This is a genomic window from Acidovorax sp. NCPPB 3576 (genome assembly GCF_028473605.1).
GTDB lineage: Bacteria > Pseudomonadota > Gammaproteobacteria > Burkholderiales > Burkholderiaceae_C > Paracidovorax.
This window is the reverse complement of record NZ_CP097267.1, coordinates 5,355,412-5,368,869: the sequence shown is the minus strand read 5'-3', so window position 1 is coordinate 5,368,869 and position 13,458 is coordinate 5,355,412. Positions and strand designations below refer to the sequence as shown.

The following is a 13,458-nucleotide window of genomic DNA, read 5'->3' as shown; positions in this document are numbered from 1 at the left end:
CCCCGCCGCCCGCCCTCCGGACGCAAACGCGCCGCTCAGGCCGGATCGAGCGGAAACACCGGCCGGCGCAAGTTCCTGAACGGGAACAGCGCGTAGTTGGAGCTCGTCACCCCCGTGGGGCTGTCGCATTCGACCAGCGCGTGCGACAGCGGCACGAACACGGGTCGGCAGTACATGCGCGATTTGAGCAGCACGAAGCGGTGGGCCGTGGGGTCCAGGCCCACGCAGGAGAACACGCCCAGGTCCCACGGCTCGTGCGTGCGCTCGGTCACCACGATGCGCGCCGCGCCGGTATCGAACAACACCGTGCGCCCCATGGCGCAGCGCTGGCCGGTGTAGATGGGGCCGGTCACCGTGTATTCGCCATCGCTGACGGCCACCACCGTGCCCTCGACCACCACGGGCGCCTTGGCCACGCCGAGCTGCGTGAGCGGCACCTTGTTGCCCAGCCGCACGGCGACGCGCGCGCCGACACCGGCCGCCACCAGTTCTGCGACCGCCTCGGGGTCGCACAGCGGGCCCACGGCGATGTCCTCCAGGCCGTTGGCGAGCGCCGCCTGCAGCACATCCATGGCATCGCAGGTGCCGCCGGACATGCAGTTGTCGCTGTGGTCCAGCAGCAGCACAGGGCGGTCCGCGCCCACGACCAGGGCCTGCGCGCGCTGCAGGGACTGGTCTAGCGGCTCGCTGTCGTAGACGAACTCGGCGCGCTCGCTCCAGATGGCGGAGGCGATGCGCTCGGCCGCGGCTTGGGCCGGCCCGGGATCGTCGGCATGGGCCGTGACCACCACGCTCATGCACGGCGCCTCGATGTCGGCGAGCGAAAAGCCGGCGAACACCGTCACCGCCGGAATGCCGCCGGCCTCGGCCGCGCGGGCCGCGTCCACCGCGCGCAGCATGGCGCCCTGCAGCGTGGTGCTGCGCAGCGTGTGGCCCATCATGGGAAGCGGGTGCCAGCGCACGGTGTAGCGCGCCTGGCCGTGCAGCATGGCCAGCAGCAGGCGCCCGGCGTGTTCGCCGGTTTCGTACATGTCGATGTGCGGGTAGGTCTTGAAGCCCACCATCACGTCGGCGTTGGCGACCATCTTGGGCGTGATGTTGCCGTGCAGGTCCAGCGCTACGCCGACGGGCACGCCCGGCGCAGCGGCCCGCACGCGCTCCAGCAGGTCGCCTTCGCCGTCGGGACTGTTCTCGGCCACCATGGCGCCGTGCAGGTCCAGCAAGATGGCATCGCAGCCCGGTGCGGCGTCCACGATGCAGCGGGTCAGCTCGTCGTAGGCGGCGGCATGCACCGGCCCGCTGGGGTTGGCCATGGCCGACACGGGCGTGACCAGCGTGGCGCCCAGCCCTTTGGCCAGGTCGATGAACGCCGCCATGGCCGTGCGCATGCCCTCGTTCTCCTGCAGCGCCTGCGCGCCATAGGCCGGCGAAAAGACCTCCAGCGGCGTGGGCACGGGCGAGAAGGTGTTGGTCTCGTGGTTGAGCCGCGCGATCAGGATCTTCATGCCGCCACCCCCGCGCTGCGCAGCATGGCCTGCAGCAGCACGTTGCAGCCGGCCTCCAGGTGTTCGGGCCGGGCGTCTTCGATCTCGTTGTGGCTGATGCCGTCCGCGCACGGCACGAAGACCATGGCGGTGGGCGCCAGGCGCGCCAGGTACACGGCATCGTGCCCGGCGCCGCTCACCACGTCCATGGCGGTGTATCCCAGGGCCTGGGCGTCGGCCCGCACGCCTTCGACCAGCGCCGGGGCGAAGGGCTGCGGCGGAAAGTACACGACCTGCTCCACGGCCACCGGCGTGCGGTGGGCCGCGCCGATGCGCTCGCAGGCGGCGCGCAGGGCCGCATCCATCTGCAGCAGCACCGCGTCGTCGGCGGCGCGCAGGTCCACCGTCATGCGCACGCTGCCGGGGATGACGTTGCGCGAACTGGGAAAGACTTCCAGCACGCCCACCGTGCCGCGCGCGTGCGGGGCGTGGTCGAGGGCGATGCGGTTGACCTCGGCCACCAGGCGGCTCGCCGCCAGCAGCGCGTCGCGGCGCAGCTCCATCGGCGTGGGGCCGGCGTGGGCCTCCATGCCCTGTACGGTCACGTCGTACCAGCGCTGACCCAGCGCGCCCTGCACCACGCCGATCACGCAGTCGTTGGCCTCCAGCACCGGTCCCTGCTCGATGTGCGCCTCGAAATACGCGCCCACCGCGGGCGTGGGGCCTGCCGTGCCGGCGTACCCGATCGCGGCCAGCGCCTCGGCCACGCTGGTGCCCTGCGCATCGCGCTGGGCCAGTGCATGCTCGAGCGTGAAGGCCCCGGCGAACACGCCCGAGCCCATCATCACGGGCACGAAGCGCGAGCCTTCCTCATTGGTCCACACCGCCACCTCGATCGGCGCCTCGGTGGCGATGCCGGCATCGTTGAGGCTGCGCACCACCTCCAGGCCGGCCAGCACGCCGTAGTTGCCATCGAACTTGCCGCCCGTGGGTTGCGTGTCGATGTGGCTGCCGGTCATCACCGGGGGCAGGGCATCGTTGCGGCCCGCGCGGCGCGCGAAGAGGTTGCCGATGGCGTCGATGCGCACGCTGCAGCCCGCCTGGCGCGCCCAGCGCACGAAGAGGTCGCGGCCTTCGCCGTCCAGCGCCGTGAGCGCCAGCCGGCACACGCCGCCCTTGGGGGTGGCGCCGATGCGCGCCAGGTCCATGAGCGATTGCCACAGGCGCGCGCCGTTCACGCGGGGCTGCAGGGCAGGGGAGAGGGTCTTCATGTCCACGGTGGTGATCCTGAAAGAGAAAGCAGAAGCAGAAAGCCGGTTTCGAACAAGGAGGCTCAGGCCAGGCCCACGCCCAGGTAGCGGTCCTTGGTGGCCTCGTCGGCCAGGAACGCGGCGTTGCCGGCCTCGTGCACGATGGCGCCCTGTTCGATGATGTAGTGGCGGTCGGCCAGCTGGGTGCAGACCTCCAGGTTCTGCTCCACCAGCAGGATGGCCACGCCGGCGGCCTTGATGGCTTGGAGCTGCGCCACGATCTCCTCGACGATCACGGGCGCCAGGCCCTCGACGGGCTCGTCGAGCATGAGCAGGCGCGGCGCGTTCATCAGCGCGCGGCCGATGGCCAGCATCTGCTGCTCGCCGCCCGACAGCTGCCCGCCGCCGTTGCGGCGCCGCTCTTTGAGGCGCGGAAAGATGCGGTAGATGTCGGCCAGTTGCCAGGGCGACTGCTTGCGCAGGCCCAGCAGCAGGTTCTCTTCCACCGTGAGCAGCCGGAAGATGCCCCGGTGCTCCGGCACCAGGCACACGCCGCGCTGGGCGATGCGGTGCGCGGGCAGGCCCTGCACGTCGTCGCCCATGAAGCGCACGCGCCCCTGGCTGGGCGGCACCACGCCGCAGATGGCCTTGAGCGTGGTGGTCTTGCCCGCGCCGTTGCGCCCGAGCAGCGTGACCAGTTCGCCATCGTTCACGTGCAGGTCCACGCCCTGCAGCACATGGCTCTTGCCGTAGTGGGCGTGCAGCCCTTCGATCTGCAGGATCGTCATGCCTTGCCCCCGGTGATCATGTTGCCCAGATAGGCGCTGCGCACCCGCTCGTCGCTGCGGATGGCATGCGGGTGCCCCTCGGCCAGCACGCGGCCCTGCTGCATCACGGTGACGGTGTCGGAGATGTCCATCACGATGTTCATGTTGTGCTCGATGAGCACCACGGTGTGCTCGTCCTTGAGGCCCTGGATCAGCCGCTTCATGTCGTCCAGGTCGTCGATGCCCATGCCCGAGGTGGGCTCGTCCAGGAAGATGGCTTTCGGCCCCGCAGCCAGCGCCATGCCCACCTCCAGCCGCCGCTGCTGGCCGTGCGAGAGGTTGCCGACCGGCGTGTCCGCATGGCGCTCCAGGCCCAGGCGCGCCAGCACGCTGGCCACCACGTCGGCGCGGGAGCGGGCGCCCACGGGCGCGCTCCAGCAGTTCAGGGCCTGCGTGGGCGCGGTGCCCTGCGCAGCCAGTCGCAGGTTCTCGCGCACCGGCAGGGTGAGGAACAGGCTGGTGACCTGGAACGAGCGGGCCATGCCGCGCTGCACGCGCCGGTGGTCGGGCTCGCGCGTCACGTCGTGGCCGTCGAACACGATGCGCCCGCCGCTCACGCCCTTGGTGCCGGTGAGCATGTGGAACAGCGTGGTCTTGCCCGCGCCGTTGGGGCCGATCACCGAATGCACGGTGTTCGCGCGCACCTTCAGATCCACGCCCGAGAGCGCGGCGAACTTGTCGTAGCGCTTTTCCACGCCGATGGCTTCCAGCAGGATGGGTGCGGCGGTCATGCTTTGTCTCCCGTGCCGGCGGCGGTGGCGTTCGCGCCGCCCTGAAGGCCGCGCAGGCGCCCCCATGCGGATTCCAGCAGGCCCCAAAGGCCGCGCTGCATGCCCAGGCTCACCGCCATCAGCACCACGCCCAGCAGCAGCAGCCAGCGCGGCCACAAGGTGGAGAGCCAGTCGCCCACGATGAGGTAGAAGGCCGATCCCAGCAGCGAGGCCAGCAGGTTGCCGGTGCCGCCGATCACCGTCATCACCAGGATCATCTCGCTCGTGTGGTACTCGGCACTCGCCAGCGGGGCGATGCCGGTCATCATGGCGTGCAGCGCGCCGGCCAGTCCCGTTACCGCGCCCGAGATCACGAACGCCTGCAGCTTGAGCAGCCGCAGGTTGTAGCCGATGGCGCCCGCGCGCTCCTCGTTGTCGCGCACGGCCAGCAGCGTGCGCCCGAAGATCGACGCCGACACCCTCTGCAGCAGCCAGAAGGCCAGCAAGAACACCACCGCCACGAAGCCGTAGTACTGCCAGGGCGATTGCAGCGGCCACAGCGTGAACCCGCCCACGGCCAGCGATGGGCGCGGAATGTCCATCAGGCCGTTGTCCCCGCCCGTGAGGCTGGGCAGGGAATAGGCCAGGAAATAGAACATCTGCGCGAACGCGAGCGTCAGCATCACGAAGTAGGTGCCGCGCTGGCGGATCGCGACCCAGCCCACCAGGGCCGCGCCCAGCGCGCCCGCCGCCACGGCGAGCGCCAGCGCGAGCGGCATGGGCAGCGGCCACCGAGTGAGCGTGAGGGCGATGGTGTAGCTGCCCAGCCCGAAGAAGATGCCCTGCCCGAAGGACAGCAGCCCCGTGTGGCCCAGCAGCAGGTTGCAGCCCATGGCCGCCAGGCCGTAGATCAGCACCTCGCTGGCAAGCGAGCCCGACTGCATGGTGAGCGGCATCGCCAGCACGAAGCCCAGGGCCAGCAGCAGGTGGAAGTGTTTGCGCAAGATCGTCATGGCGGTGTTCATCCTTTGCGGCCCAGCAGGCCATGCGGGCGCAGCAGCAGCACGGCCGCCATGGCGATGTAGATCATCAGGCGCGCGCCCTCGGGCCACACCGTGCTCATCACGCTCTGCACGATGCCGATCAGCAGGCCGCCGACCAGCGCCCCGCCGAAGCTGCCCATGCCGCCCACCACCACGACCACGAAGGCCACGCCCAGCGCCTCGATGCCCATGAAGGGCTCGGCGCCGCGGATCGGCGCGGCCAGCACGCCCGCGATGGCGGCGGTGGCCGCGCCCAGCGCGAACACCAGGCTGAAGATGCGGAACACGTTAATGCCGAGCAGCGACACCATCTCGGTCGATTCGCTGCCTGCGCGCACCGCGCTGCCCAGGCGCGTGCCTTCCAGCACATACCACAGGCCCACGGCCAGCACGGCGGTGAAGCCGATCACGAACAGGCGGTATTGGGGATAGACGAAGCTGCCCCACATCACCACGCCCTGCAGCAGGTCGGGCACCGCCACGCTGTCGCCCAGCGGCCCCCACTGCAGGATGACCAGCTCCTGGATCGCCAGCGCCAGGCCCACGGTGACCAGGATGTGGAACTCGTGCGGCTTGGCGTACACATGGCGCAGCACGAGCTTTTCGGTCAGCCAGCCGAGCGCGCCCACCGCGAGCGGCACCACGGCCAGCGCGAGCCAGAAGCTCAGGCCCCAGCGGGTCATCTGGAAGCAGAAATACGCGCCCAGCAGGTAGAACGCGCCATGCGCGAAGTTCACGAAGCGCAGCAGGCCGAACACGATGGACAGGCCGACGGCCAGCAGGAAATACAGCATGCCGATGCCGATCCCGTTGATGACCTGTAGCAGGTAGATGCTCATGGAGTTGGGGCAGTCAAGGCTTGAGCCCCGCGGCTGCGGGGCGGACAGGGGAGGGCAATGCGCAAATACGCAGGACCCGAGACAGGCGGGGGCGGGCGATCAGCCCAGCTTGCAACCGGTCTGCTCGAGCGGCAGGAACGACTTGCCCGAACTCACCACGTCCACGTAGTCGTCCTTGTTGGCCATCCTGGCCTTGGCCTTGCCCTTGAGCAGGTAGTAGTTCTTGAGCACCTGGTGGTCGCCCTTGCGGATCTCCTCCTCGCCCGTGAGGCCCGCGTACTTCATGCCCTCCAGCGCGGCGATCACCGCCTTCTGGTCCACCGTGCCGGCCTTGAGGATGCCGTCGATCAGCAGCTTGGTGCAGATGTACGAGCCCGCCAGGCTGTAGTTGGGGTTGGACTTGAACTTGTCGTTGCTGCGCTTGACCAGCTCCAGGTTCAGCGGGGCATCGGCGGTGTGCCAGTACTGCGCGCCGAAATACACGCCCTCGCACAGGTCCGCTCCCAGCGACTCGAACTGCTCCAGCCCCGAGGCCCAGGCAATCAGGATGGTCATGTTCTTGTGCATGCCGAAGCTCACCGCCTGGCGCAGCGCATCCGACGACTGCGAGCCGAAGTTCAGCAGAAGCAGCACGTCGGGCTTGGCGGCCATGGCGTTGGTCAGGTAGCCGCTGAACTCCTTCTCGGCCAGCGAGTGGTAGCTGTTGCCCACGTGCTCCAGGCCCTTTTCCTTGAAGACGTTCTTGGCGGCCGACAGCAGGCCGTCGCCGAACACGTACTGCGGCGTGATGGTGTACCAGCGCTTGGCTTTCGGCAGCGCCTCGGCCAGCGGGCGCACCGTCTGCTCGATGGCGCCGAAGGTCGGCACCGACCAGCGGAACGTGGCGCTGTTGCAGTCCTTGCCGGTGATCTCGTCGGCGCCGGCCGTGGTGATGAAGATGCCACCCGCCTTCTCGGCCTCCTTGCCCATGGCCAGCGATTCGGACGACAGGATGCCGCCCGCGAAGAAGCGCGTGCCCTGCTGCTGCGACGACTCCTGCACCTTGCGCACGGCCGTGGCGGGCTTGCCCTCGGTGTCCAGCACCGTGTAGGCCAGGGGGCGCTTGAGGGCCGAGCCGTATTGCTCGATGGCCAGCTTCATGCCCAGGTCGGCGAACTTTCCGTTGGCGGCGAAGGCGCCCGACATGGGCACCGGGCAGCCGAACTGGATGGCGCCGGCGGACTGCGCCCAGGCGCTGCGCGCCAGGCCCAGCGATGCGGGCAGCGCGCCCAGTGCGGAGAGTTGCAAGAGTTGACGACGGTGCATGAAGGGGCTCCTGTGGGGTTGGGTCGGCCGGCCTGCTGGCCAAGGCACGGCTTTTTGCAAAGCACGCGGCGTGCCACGTGTTTTTCCTATTTATAGTGATAAATAGAACAAATCGCGTGCACGTAAACCCTGCCCGCTCCGCCGCTGCACGGCACTGGTGCATACACTGCACCACGGGAGCGACAGCCGGGGTGCCAGGCACCGCGCTGCGCCCTTCCCCGTCTTCAACCCAGCAACGCACCCATGGCCACGAAACCGCCCGCCGGCAAGCCGATCAAGCCCCTGAAGCGCCCCGACCTGGTGGCGCAGGAGATCAAGCGGCTCATCACCGAAAAGAACCTGAGCCCGGGCGACCGCCTGCCGCGCGAGAGCGAGCTGCAGTCGCAGTTCGAAGTGAGCAAGGGCACCATCCGCGAGGCGCTCAAGTCGCTGGAGGTGCAGGGCCTGGTGACCATCTCCACCGGCCCCTCGGGCGGCGGCACCATCGCCGAGGTGTCGCTGGACCGCACGCTGCAGTTCCTGCAGAACTACCTGTTCTTCCAGGACGTGACGATCGACAACATCTACGCCGTGCGCCAGTTCCTGGAGCCCGAGCTGGCCGCCGGCGCCGTGCCCCACCTGACCGAGGCCGACTTCGAGGCGCTGGAGCACAGCATCGCCTGCTGCGACCCCAACTCCAGCAGCGAGGACCTGCTGAGCCAGCGCCGCGAGGACGTCAACTTCCACGACATCCTGGCCGCGGCCAACCCCAATCCTTTCCTGCGCTTCACCTGCGAGCTGATCAACGAGATGCTGCGCCAGCTCATCGTGTACGGCAACCGCACCCCGAAGTCGGAGCACCGTCGCTTCGGCGAGGCCAACGCCAACTTCCACCGCGAGATCGTGCAGGCGGCGCGCGCTCGGGATGCCGAGAAGGTGCGAGGGCTGATGGCCCGGCACATGCAGGATGCAGCCAGCAGCGTCAAGCGCATGAAGGGCCGCATCCAGGGGCGCCTGATCCTGGACGCCGACACGCTGCGCAGCCCCCGCTCCGCCCACGTGCGCAGCCGCTGACCGGGGCAGGCGACTCCCCAAAACCCCAGAAGTTGGTGTTGGGGCGTGTTATTTTTGAATCAATTGGTATCTTCTGGAACCTTTGACATCGATTTGCGGGCTTCCGCGGCGACACTTCGCGCCTGCAGGCCGCAAGCGACCGGGAGGGCGCGCGGCCCAGGCACTCGATACATTCCATTTCCATTCTTTTTGATGCACCCATGAACGCAGTTCTTCCGTGGGCCGGCTGGCTGGCGGCCGCCATGCTGTCCACCGCGGTCCACGCCGGGGCGAAACCGCCCATGGCGGTCGATCCCGCCCAGTGCCAGCCCCCGGACGCGGACCTGTCCCTGCCGGCGGCCTGGGAGCCCTACCGCGACGCGGTGCGCTCCTGCCCGCTGGTGCAGGGCGGCGCCGCCGGGAATGCGCCGGCCAAGGCCGCCAAGGTGCGCCTGCTGGCCGTGTTCACCGACGCCCACTACCGCGGCCTGCCGCCCGATGCGCCCTGGGAGCGCTTTCCGCTGCCCCTGCTGATGGACGACACCGGCCGCTGCGTCGGCAAATTGCCCCACCTCTTTCCCGCGGACCCGCCCGAGGAACTGGACGTGGTCCCCGGCCGCTGGCGCGACGGCGTGCCGCACGAGATCCAGCTCCAGGTGCGCTCGCCCGCCGTGGGCGGCGACTACCACCTGCCCACCCTGCGGTGGGATGCCAAGACCCGCCTGTATCGGCCGGCAGCCTCCGGGCCTGCCTCGGCCAAGCCAGCAACGCCCCCGGACCAGGACAAGACCCCATGCCCGTAGACGCCACCGCGGTCGCCAAGCTGAAGCAGGCCTGCGACCAGGCCGCCGACCTGCATCCCAACTCCTGCAGCCACGCCGTCTGGCACGTGATCAAGCAGTACCTGCCCGACCAGCCCTACATGAGCGCCAACGCGCTGATGGACCATGTGCAGGGGCAGCGCCACTGGCGCTCCGTGCCCGTCTCGCAGGTGGGCGACCTCGCACGCGGCGGCGCGGTCATCGTCGGGGGCAAGAAAGAGTCGGGCAACGGCCACGTCATCGTGGTCTATCCCGGCCCCGACAAGGCCGCCGGCGGCTATGCCTACACCCGCGGCGGCAAGACCGAAACGCTGCGCACCCGCGGCAGCTACCCGCCCGCGATGTCCACCTCGCTGGGCAACTGGGAAGGCGCCCGCAGCAAGGGCGACAAGACCATCTGGGACCCCTGGGCGAGCGACGCCAAGTTCGCGAACGTGACCTTCTGGCAGCTGGTGCAGTAAGCCCTTCGCCGCCAGCAACCCCGCCCGGCCCTTCCCCCCGATCCGTTTTTTCATTCACAGCAACAGGTGATCTTCATGGCCTCTCACAGCAAACTTCTGGGTCTTCTTTTCAGCGCCGCGCTCCTGGGCGGCTGCGCCAACACGTCCAATACCGAAGCCAAAACGGCGGCTGCGGACGCATCGGCCCAGGCGGCCGCAGCGCCTGCCCCGGCGCCTGTCGCTCCCCCGCCAGCCCCCGAACCCGAGCCGCTGCGCATTCCCGAAGACGGCACCGTGGCCGAGTTCTCGGGCCTGGAGACCGAACTGCCGGCCGACACGCCCGCGCTGCTCGATATCCTGACCGCCGACAAGGCCGGCAACCAGCGCTGGGAGATCAAGGGCTACGCCGACCGCAAGACCGCCAAGAACGCCCGCGAGGTCGCCCTGGCCCGTGCCCTGGCCGTGCGCAAGGAACTGGTGTCGCGCGGCGTGCCGGCGAAGAACCTGCGCGTGATGTTCAGCACCGACCAGGCCCGCAACGCGGTGACCGTGCTGCCGCGCTGATCGCGCGCGCTACGGCGCACACCCTTTGCCTGAGCCGGGATCGCCCGGCAGGTCGGTCACCCCGCGGCCCGGGCGCCTTGCGCGCCCCGGGCCGCTGCGGTTTTCTTCATCGGCTGCTCGGGAAGGCGAACACCGCGCCTTCGCGCACGCCGGCCGAGGGCCAGCGCTGCGTGATGGTCTTGCGCTTGGTGTAAAAGCGCACGGCGTCGGGGCCGTAGGCATGCAGGTCGCCGAACAGGCTGCGCTTCCAGCCGCCGAACGAGTGGTAGGCCACGGGCACGGGCAGCGGCACGTTCACGCCGACCATGCCGACCTGGATGTGGTCGGTGAAATAGCGGGCCGCCTCGCCGTCGCGCGTGAAGATGCAGGTGCCGTTGCCGTATTCGTGGTCGTTGATGAACTGCATGGCCTCCTGCAGCGTCTTCACGCGCACCACGCCCAGCACGGGGCCGAAGATCTCTTCCTGGTAGATCTTCATGCCGGGCTTCACGTGGTCGAACAGGCAGGCGCCCAGGAAGTAGCCCGCCTCATGGCCCGTCACCTTCATGCCACGGCCATCGACCACCAGCGTGGCGCCTTCGGCCACGCCGCTGTCCACATAGGCCAACACCCGCTCGAAGTGCGCTTGCGTGACCAGCGGGCCCATGTCGTTGCCGCCGTTGTCGGTCTGGGTGCCGGGGCCGACCTTCATCTTGGCGATCTCGGTCTTCAGGCCGGCGATGACCGCGTCGCCCACCGCATCGCCCACCGCCACCAGCAGCGGGATCGCCATGCATCGCTCGCCGCACGACCCATACGCCGCGCCCATCAGGGCGCTCACGGCGTTGTCCACGTCGGCATCGGGCATGAGCACCGCATGGTTCTTGGCACCGCCCAGGGCCTGCACGCGCTTGCCATGCTTGCAGCCTTCCGAATAGATGTATTCCGCGATCGGCGTGGAGCCGACGAAGCTCACCGCCTTCACGCGCGGGTCGCGCAGCAGCGTGTCCACCGCCGTCTTGTCGCCGTTGACCACGTTCAGCACGCCGGGCGGCAGGCCGGCTTGCAGCGCCAGCTGGGCGATGAACAGCGTGCTGCTCGGGTCGCGCTCGGACGGTTTCAGCACGAAGGTGTTGCCGCAGGCGATGGCCATGGGCCACATCCACAGCGGCACCATGGCCGGAAAGTTGAACGGCGTGATACCGGCGGTGACGCCCAGCGCCTGGAACTCGCTCCACGAGTCGATGTTCGGGCCCACGTTGCGGCTGTGCTCGCCCTTGAGCAGCTCGGGCGCGTAGCTGGCGTATTCCACGTTCTCGATGCCGCGCTGCAGCTCGCCGTGCGCATCGCTCAGTACCTTGCCGTGCTCGGCGGTGATCAGGGCGGCGATTTCATCGGCGTGCTCTTCCAGCAGCACCTTGAGCCTGGACATCACGCGGGCGCGCTTCAAAGGCGGAGTGTTGCGCCAGGCCGGAAAGGCCGCTTCGGCCGAGGCGATGGCCCGCTCCACCGTGGCCTGCGAGGCCAGCGCCACGCTGGTGGACGACTGGCCCGTGGCCGGGTTGAACACGGGCTGCGTGCGGGCGGTGTCGGCCACGATCTGGCCGTCGATCAGGTGGCCGATGGTGGCGGTGACGTTCTGGTCTTGGTGCATGGGAATGGAGTTCAGGGTAAAAAGTGCCCCCAGTGCATATTCCACTAGGGCATACAGCTACAAAATCAATAGCAAACGCTGGCAACGAGGCTCAAGCCGTCTCGGCCAGCGCATCGCCCAGGGCGCTCACCAGCCGGTCGATCTCGGCGCGCTCGCTGATGAACGGCGGCGCCAACTGGATCGTGTCGCCGCCGTAGCGCACGTAAAAGCCCTTCTTCCAGCAGTTCATGGCGATCTCGTAGGGCCGGCGGGCCGGCTCGCCCGGCAGCGGCGCGATGGTGAAGCCCGCGGCCAGGCCGTAGTTGCGGATGTCCAGCACGTGCTGCGCGCCCTGGAGGCTGTGCACCGCCTGCTCGAAGTACGGCGCCAGCGCCTTGGCGCGGCCGGGCATGTCTTCCTTCTGCAGAATGTCCAGCACCGCCAGGCCGGCCGCGCAAGCCACGGGGTGGGCCGAGTAGGTGTAGCCGTGCGGGAATTCGAGCATGTACTCGGGCCCGCCCTGCGCCATGAAAGTGTCGTAGATGTCCTTGCTGGCCACCACGCCGCCCAGCGGCTGCGCGCCGTTGGTCACCTGCTTGGCGAAGTTGAGGATGTCGGGCGTCACGCCGAAGGCTTCCGAGCCCGTCCAGGCGCCGCAGCGGCCGAAGCCGGTGATGACCTCGTCGAAGATCAGCAGGATGTTGTTCTGCGTGCAGATCTCGCGGATGCGCTCCAGATAGCCCTTGGGCGGAATCACCACGCCGGCCGAACCTGAGAACGGCTCCATGATCACCGCCGCGATGTTGGAGGCGTCGTGCAGCGCGATCACATCCAGCAGCTTGTCGGCCAGCGCCCGGCCGCCGTCCTCGGCCATGCCACGAACGAACGAGCCCATCGCCGGCTGCGTGTGCGGCAGGTGATCCGCTTCCACGCCCTGACCGAAGGTCTTGCGGTTGCCCACCATGCCGCCCACCGAGATGCCGCCGAAGTTCACGCCGTGGTAGCCCTTCTCGCGGCCGATCAGGCGCGTCTTGCTGCCCTGCCCCTTGGCGCGCCAATACGCGCGCGCCATCTTGAGCGACGTGTCGGCCGACTCCGAGCCCGAGCCGGTGAAGAACACGTAGTCGAGCCCCGCGGGCGTGAGCTCCTTGATCTTGTTGGCCAGCGCGAACGACGCCGGGTGGCCGAACTGGAAGGCCGGCGAGTAGTCGAGCGTGGCGGCCGCCTTGCCGATCGCCTCGGCAATGTCCTTGCGGCCATGGCCCAGCCCCGCGCACCACAGGCCCGAGAGGCCGTCGAAGATCTTGCGGCCTTCGGAATCGGTGTAGTAGGCCCCCTGGCCCGAGACGATCATGCGCGGCGCGGCCTTGAACTGCCGGTTGGCGGTGAAGGGCATCCAGTGCGCATCCAGCCAGGCCGCGTCCATGCGCGGCGCGGTGGCTTCGGAGGCGGAGTCGAGGACGGTGAAGCTCATGGTCGGTCCAATCACAAGAAAAAGGGGGAGGAGCGCGAGGCGCTGCGGCCAGCGCAG

The 13,458-nt window shown here is 69.0% G+C and carries 13 protein-coding genes; 4 read left to right on the top strand and 9 right to left on the bottom strand.

The window, feature by feature from the left end; translation table 11 throughout:
* Positions 1 to 35 precede the first annotated feature (35 nt).
* The 7 genes from M5C98_RS24490 to M5C98_RS24460 all read right to left on the bottom strand — a co-directional run bounded on the left by M5C98_RS24490 (position 36) and on the right by M5C98_RS24460 (position 7,458).
* Positions 36 to 1,505 carry a M81 family metallopeptidase gene (locus tag M5C98_RS24490; RefSeq protein ID WP_272550175.1) on the bottom strand — a complete coding sequence of 490 codons (1,470 nt, stop codon included), beginning with the start codon at positions 1,503 to 1,505 and terminating at the stop codon, positions 36 to 38.
* The gene (locus tag M5C98_RS24485) at positions 1,502 to 2,755 is read right to left on the bottom strand and encodes a Zn-dependent hydrolase (protein ID WP_272553388.1); all 1,254 of its coding nucleotides are present in this window, start codon (positions 2,753 to 2,755) and stop codon (positions 1,502 to 1,504) included. Before M5C98_RS24485 ends, M5C98_RS24490 begins: the two co-directional genes overlap by 4 nt.
* Before the next feature lie 62 nt (positions 2,756 to 2,817).
* Positions 2,818 to 3,522 (bottom strand): ABC transporter ATP-binding protein, encoded by a 705-nt coding sequence (locus M5C98_RS24480; protein ID WP_272550174.1) that lies wholly within the window; start codon positions 3,520 to 3,522, stop codon positions 2,818 to 2,820.
* Positions 3,519 to 4,292 (bottom strand): ABC transporter ATP-binding protein, encoded by a 774-nt coding sequence (locus tag M5C98_RS24475; protein WP_272550173.1) that lies wholly within the window; start codon positions 4,290 to 4,292, stop codon positions 3,519 to 3,521. Before M5C98_RS24475 ends, M5C98_RS24480 begins: the two co-directional genes overlap by 4 nt.
* Positions 4,289 to 5,284: a branched-chain amino acid ABC transporter permease gene (locus tag M5C98_RS24470; protein WP_272550172.1), complete on the bottom strand. Its 996-nt coding sequence runs from the start codon at positions 5,282 to 5,284 to the stop codon at positions 4,289 to 4,291. Before M5C98_RS24470 ends, M5C98_RS24475 begins: the two co-directional genes overlap by 4 nt.
* An 8-nt stretch (positions 5,285 to 5,292) precedes the next feature.
* The gene (locus M5C98_RS24465) at positions 5,293 to 6,153 is read right to left on the bottom strand and encodes a branched-chain amino acid ABC transporter permease (RefSeq protein WP_272550171.1); all 861 of its coding nucleotides are present in this window, start codon (positions 6,151 to 6,153) and stop codon (positions 5,293 to 5,295) included.
* A 99-nt stretch (positions 6,154 to 6,252) separates the two neighbouring features.
* Positions 6,253 to 7,458, bottom strand: coding sequence for an ABC transporter substrate-binding protein (locus tag M5C98_RS24460; RefSeq protein ID WP_272550170.1), 1,206 nt, complete (start codon positions 7,456 to 7,458; stop codon positions 6,253 to 6,255).
* Positions 7,459 to 7,701: 243 nt separating this feature from the next.
* Between M5C98_RS24460 and M5C98_RS24455 the strand changes: the two genes are divergently transcribed.
* From M5C98_RS24455 to M5C98_RS24440, 4 genes are all read left to right on the top strand, one after another.
* Positions 7,702 to 8,511 (top strand): FadR/GntR family transcriptional regulator, encoded by an 810-nt coding sequence (locus M5C98_RS24455; protein ID WP_272550168.1) that lies wholly within the window; start codon positions 7,702 to 7,704, stop codon positions 8,509 to 8,511.
* Between the two features lie 200 nt (positions 8,512 to 8,711).
* Complete coding sequence (locus M5C98_RS24450; protein ID WP_272550167.1) at positions 8,712 to 9,293, top strand: hypothetical protein; 582 nt, start codon at positions 8,712 to 8,714, stop codon at positions 9,291 to 9,293.
* Complete coding sequence (locus tag M5C98_RS24445) at positions 9,284 to 9,772, top strand: hypothetical protein (protein WP_272550166.1); 489 nt, start codon at positions 9,284 to 9,286, stop codon at positions 9,770 to 9,772. Before M5C98_RS24450 ends, M5C98_RS24445 begins: the two co-directional genes overlap by 10 nt.
* Positions 9,773 to 9,847: 75 nt before the next feature.
* Positions 9,848 to 10,315 carry an OmpA family protein gene (locus tag M5C98_RS24440; RefSeq protein ID WP_272550164.1) on the top strand — a complete coding sequence of 156 codons (468 nt, stop codon included), beginning with the start codon at positions 9,848 to 9,850 and terminating at the stop codon, positions 10,313 to 10,315.
* Between the two features lie 106 nt (positions 10,316 to 10,421).
* Here M5C98_RS24440 and M5C98_RS24435 read toward each other — a convergent pair whose 3' ends face one another.
* Together M5C98_RS24435 and M5C98_RS24430 are read right to left on the bottom strand one after the other, a co-directional pair.
* A complete protein-coding gene (locus M5C98_RS24435; protein WP_272550162.1) occupies positions 10,422 to 11,948 on the bottom strand; it encodes a CoA-acylating methylmalonate-semialdehyde dehydrogenase in 1,527 nt (508 codons plus the stop codon).
* 91 nt (positions 11,949 to 12,039) lie between these two features.
* A complete protein-coding gene (locus tag M5C98_RS24430) occupies positions 12,040 to 13,401 on the bottom strand; it encodes an aspartate aminotransferase family protein (RefSeq protein ID WP_272550161.1) in 1,362 nt (453 codons plus the stop codon).
* Between the last annotated feature and the right edge of the window lie 57 nt (positions 13,402 to 13,458).

What these genes read in the sequence shown, in the direction of transcription:
- M5C98_RS24465 (WP_272550171.1), bottom strand. Translation starts at nt 6,153, where the DNA reads ATGAGCATCTACCTGCTACAGGTCATCAACGGGATCGGCATCGGCATG.
- M5C98_RS24430 (WP_272550161.1), bottom strand. Translation starts at nt 13,401, where the DNA reads ATGAGCTTCACCGTCCTCGACTCCGCCTCCGAAGCCACCGCGCCGCGC.
- M5C98_RS24450 (WP_272550167.1), top strand. Translation starts at nt 8,712, where the DNA reads ATGAACGCAGTTCTTCCGTGGGCCGGCTGGCTGGCGGCCGCCATGCTG.
- M5C98_RS24485 (WP_272553388.1), bottom strand. Translation starts at nt 2,755, where the DNA reads ATGAAGACCCTCTCCCCTGCCCTGCAGCCCCGCGTGAACGGCGCGCGC.
- M5C98_RS24490 (WP_272550175.1), bottom strand. Translation starts at nt 1,505, where the DNA reads ATGAAGATCCTGATCGCGCGGCTCAACCACGAGACCAACACCTTCTCG.
- M5C98_RS24435 (WP_272550162.1), bottom strand. Translation starts at nt 11,948, where the DNA reads ATGCACCAAGACCAGAACGTCACCGCCACCATCGGCCACCTGATCGAC.
- M5C98_RS24470 (WP_272550172.1), bottom strand. Translation starts at nt 5,284, where the DNA reads ATGACGATCTTGCGCAAACACTTCCACCTGCTGCTGGCCCTGGGCTTC.
- M5C98_RS24480 (WP_272550174.1), bottom strand. Translation starts at nt 3,522, where the DNA reads ATGACGATCCTGCAGATCGAAGGGCTGCACGCCCACTACGGCAAGAGC.
- M5C98_RS24460 (WP_272550170.1), bottom strand. Translation starts at nt 7,458, where the DNA reads ATGCACCGTCGTCAACTCTTGCAACTCTCCGCACTGGGCGCGCTGCCC.
- M5C98_RS24475 (WP_272550173.1), bottom strand. Translation starts at nt 4,292, where the DNA reads ATGACCGCCGCACCCATCCTGCTGGAAGCCATCGGCGTGGAAAAGCGC.
- M5C98_RS24440 (WP_272550164.1), top strand. Translation starts at nt 9,848, where the DNA reads ATGGCCTCTCACAGCAAACTTCTGGGTCTTCTTTTCAGCGCCGCGCTC.
- M5C98_RS24445 (WP_272550166.1), top strand. Translation starts at nt 9,284, where the DNA reads ATGCCCGTAGACGCCACCGCGGTCGCCAAGCTGAAGCAGGCCTGCGAC.
- M5C98_RS24455 (WP_272550168.1), top strand. Translation starts at nt 7,702, where the DNA reads ATGGCCACGAAACCGCCCGCCGGCAAGCCGATCAAGCCCCTGAAGCGC.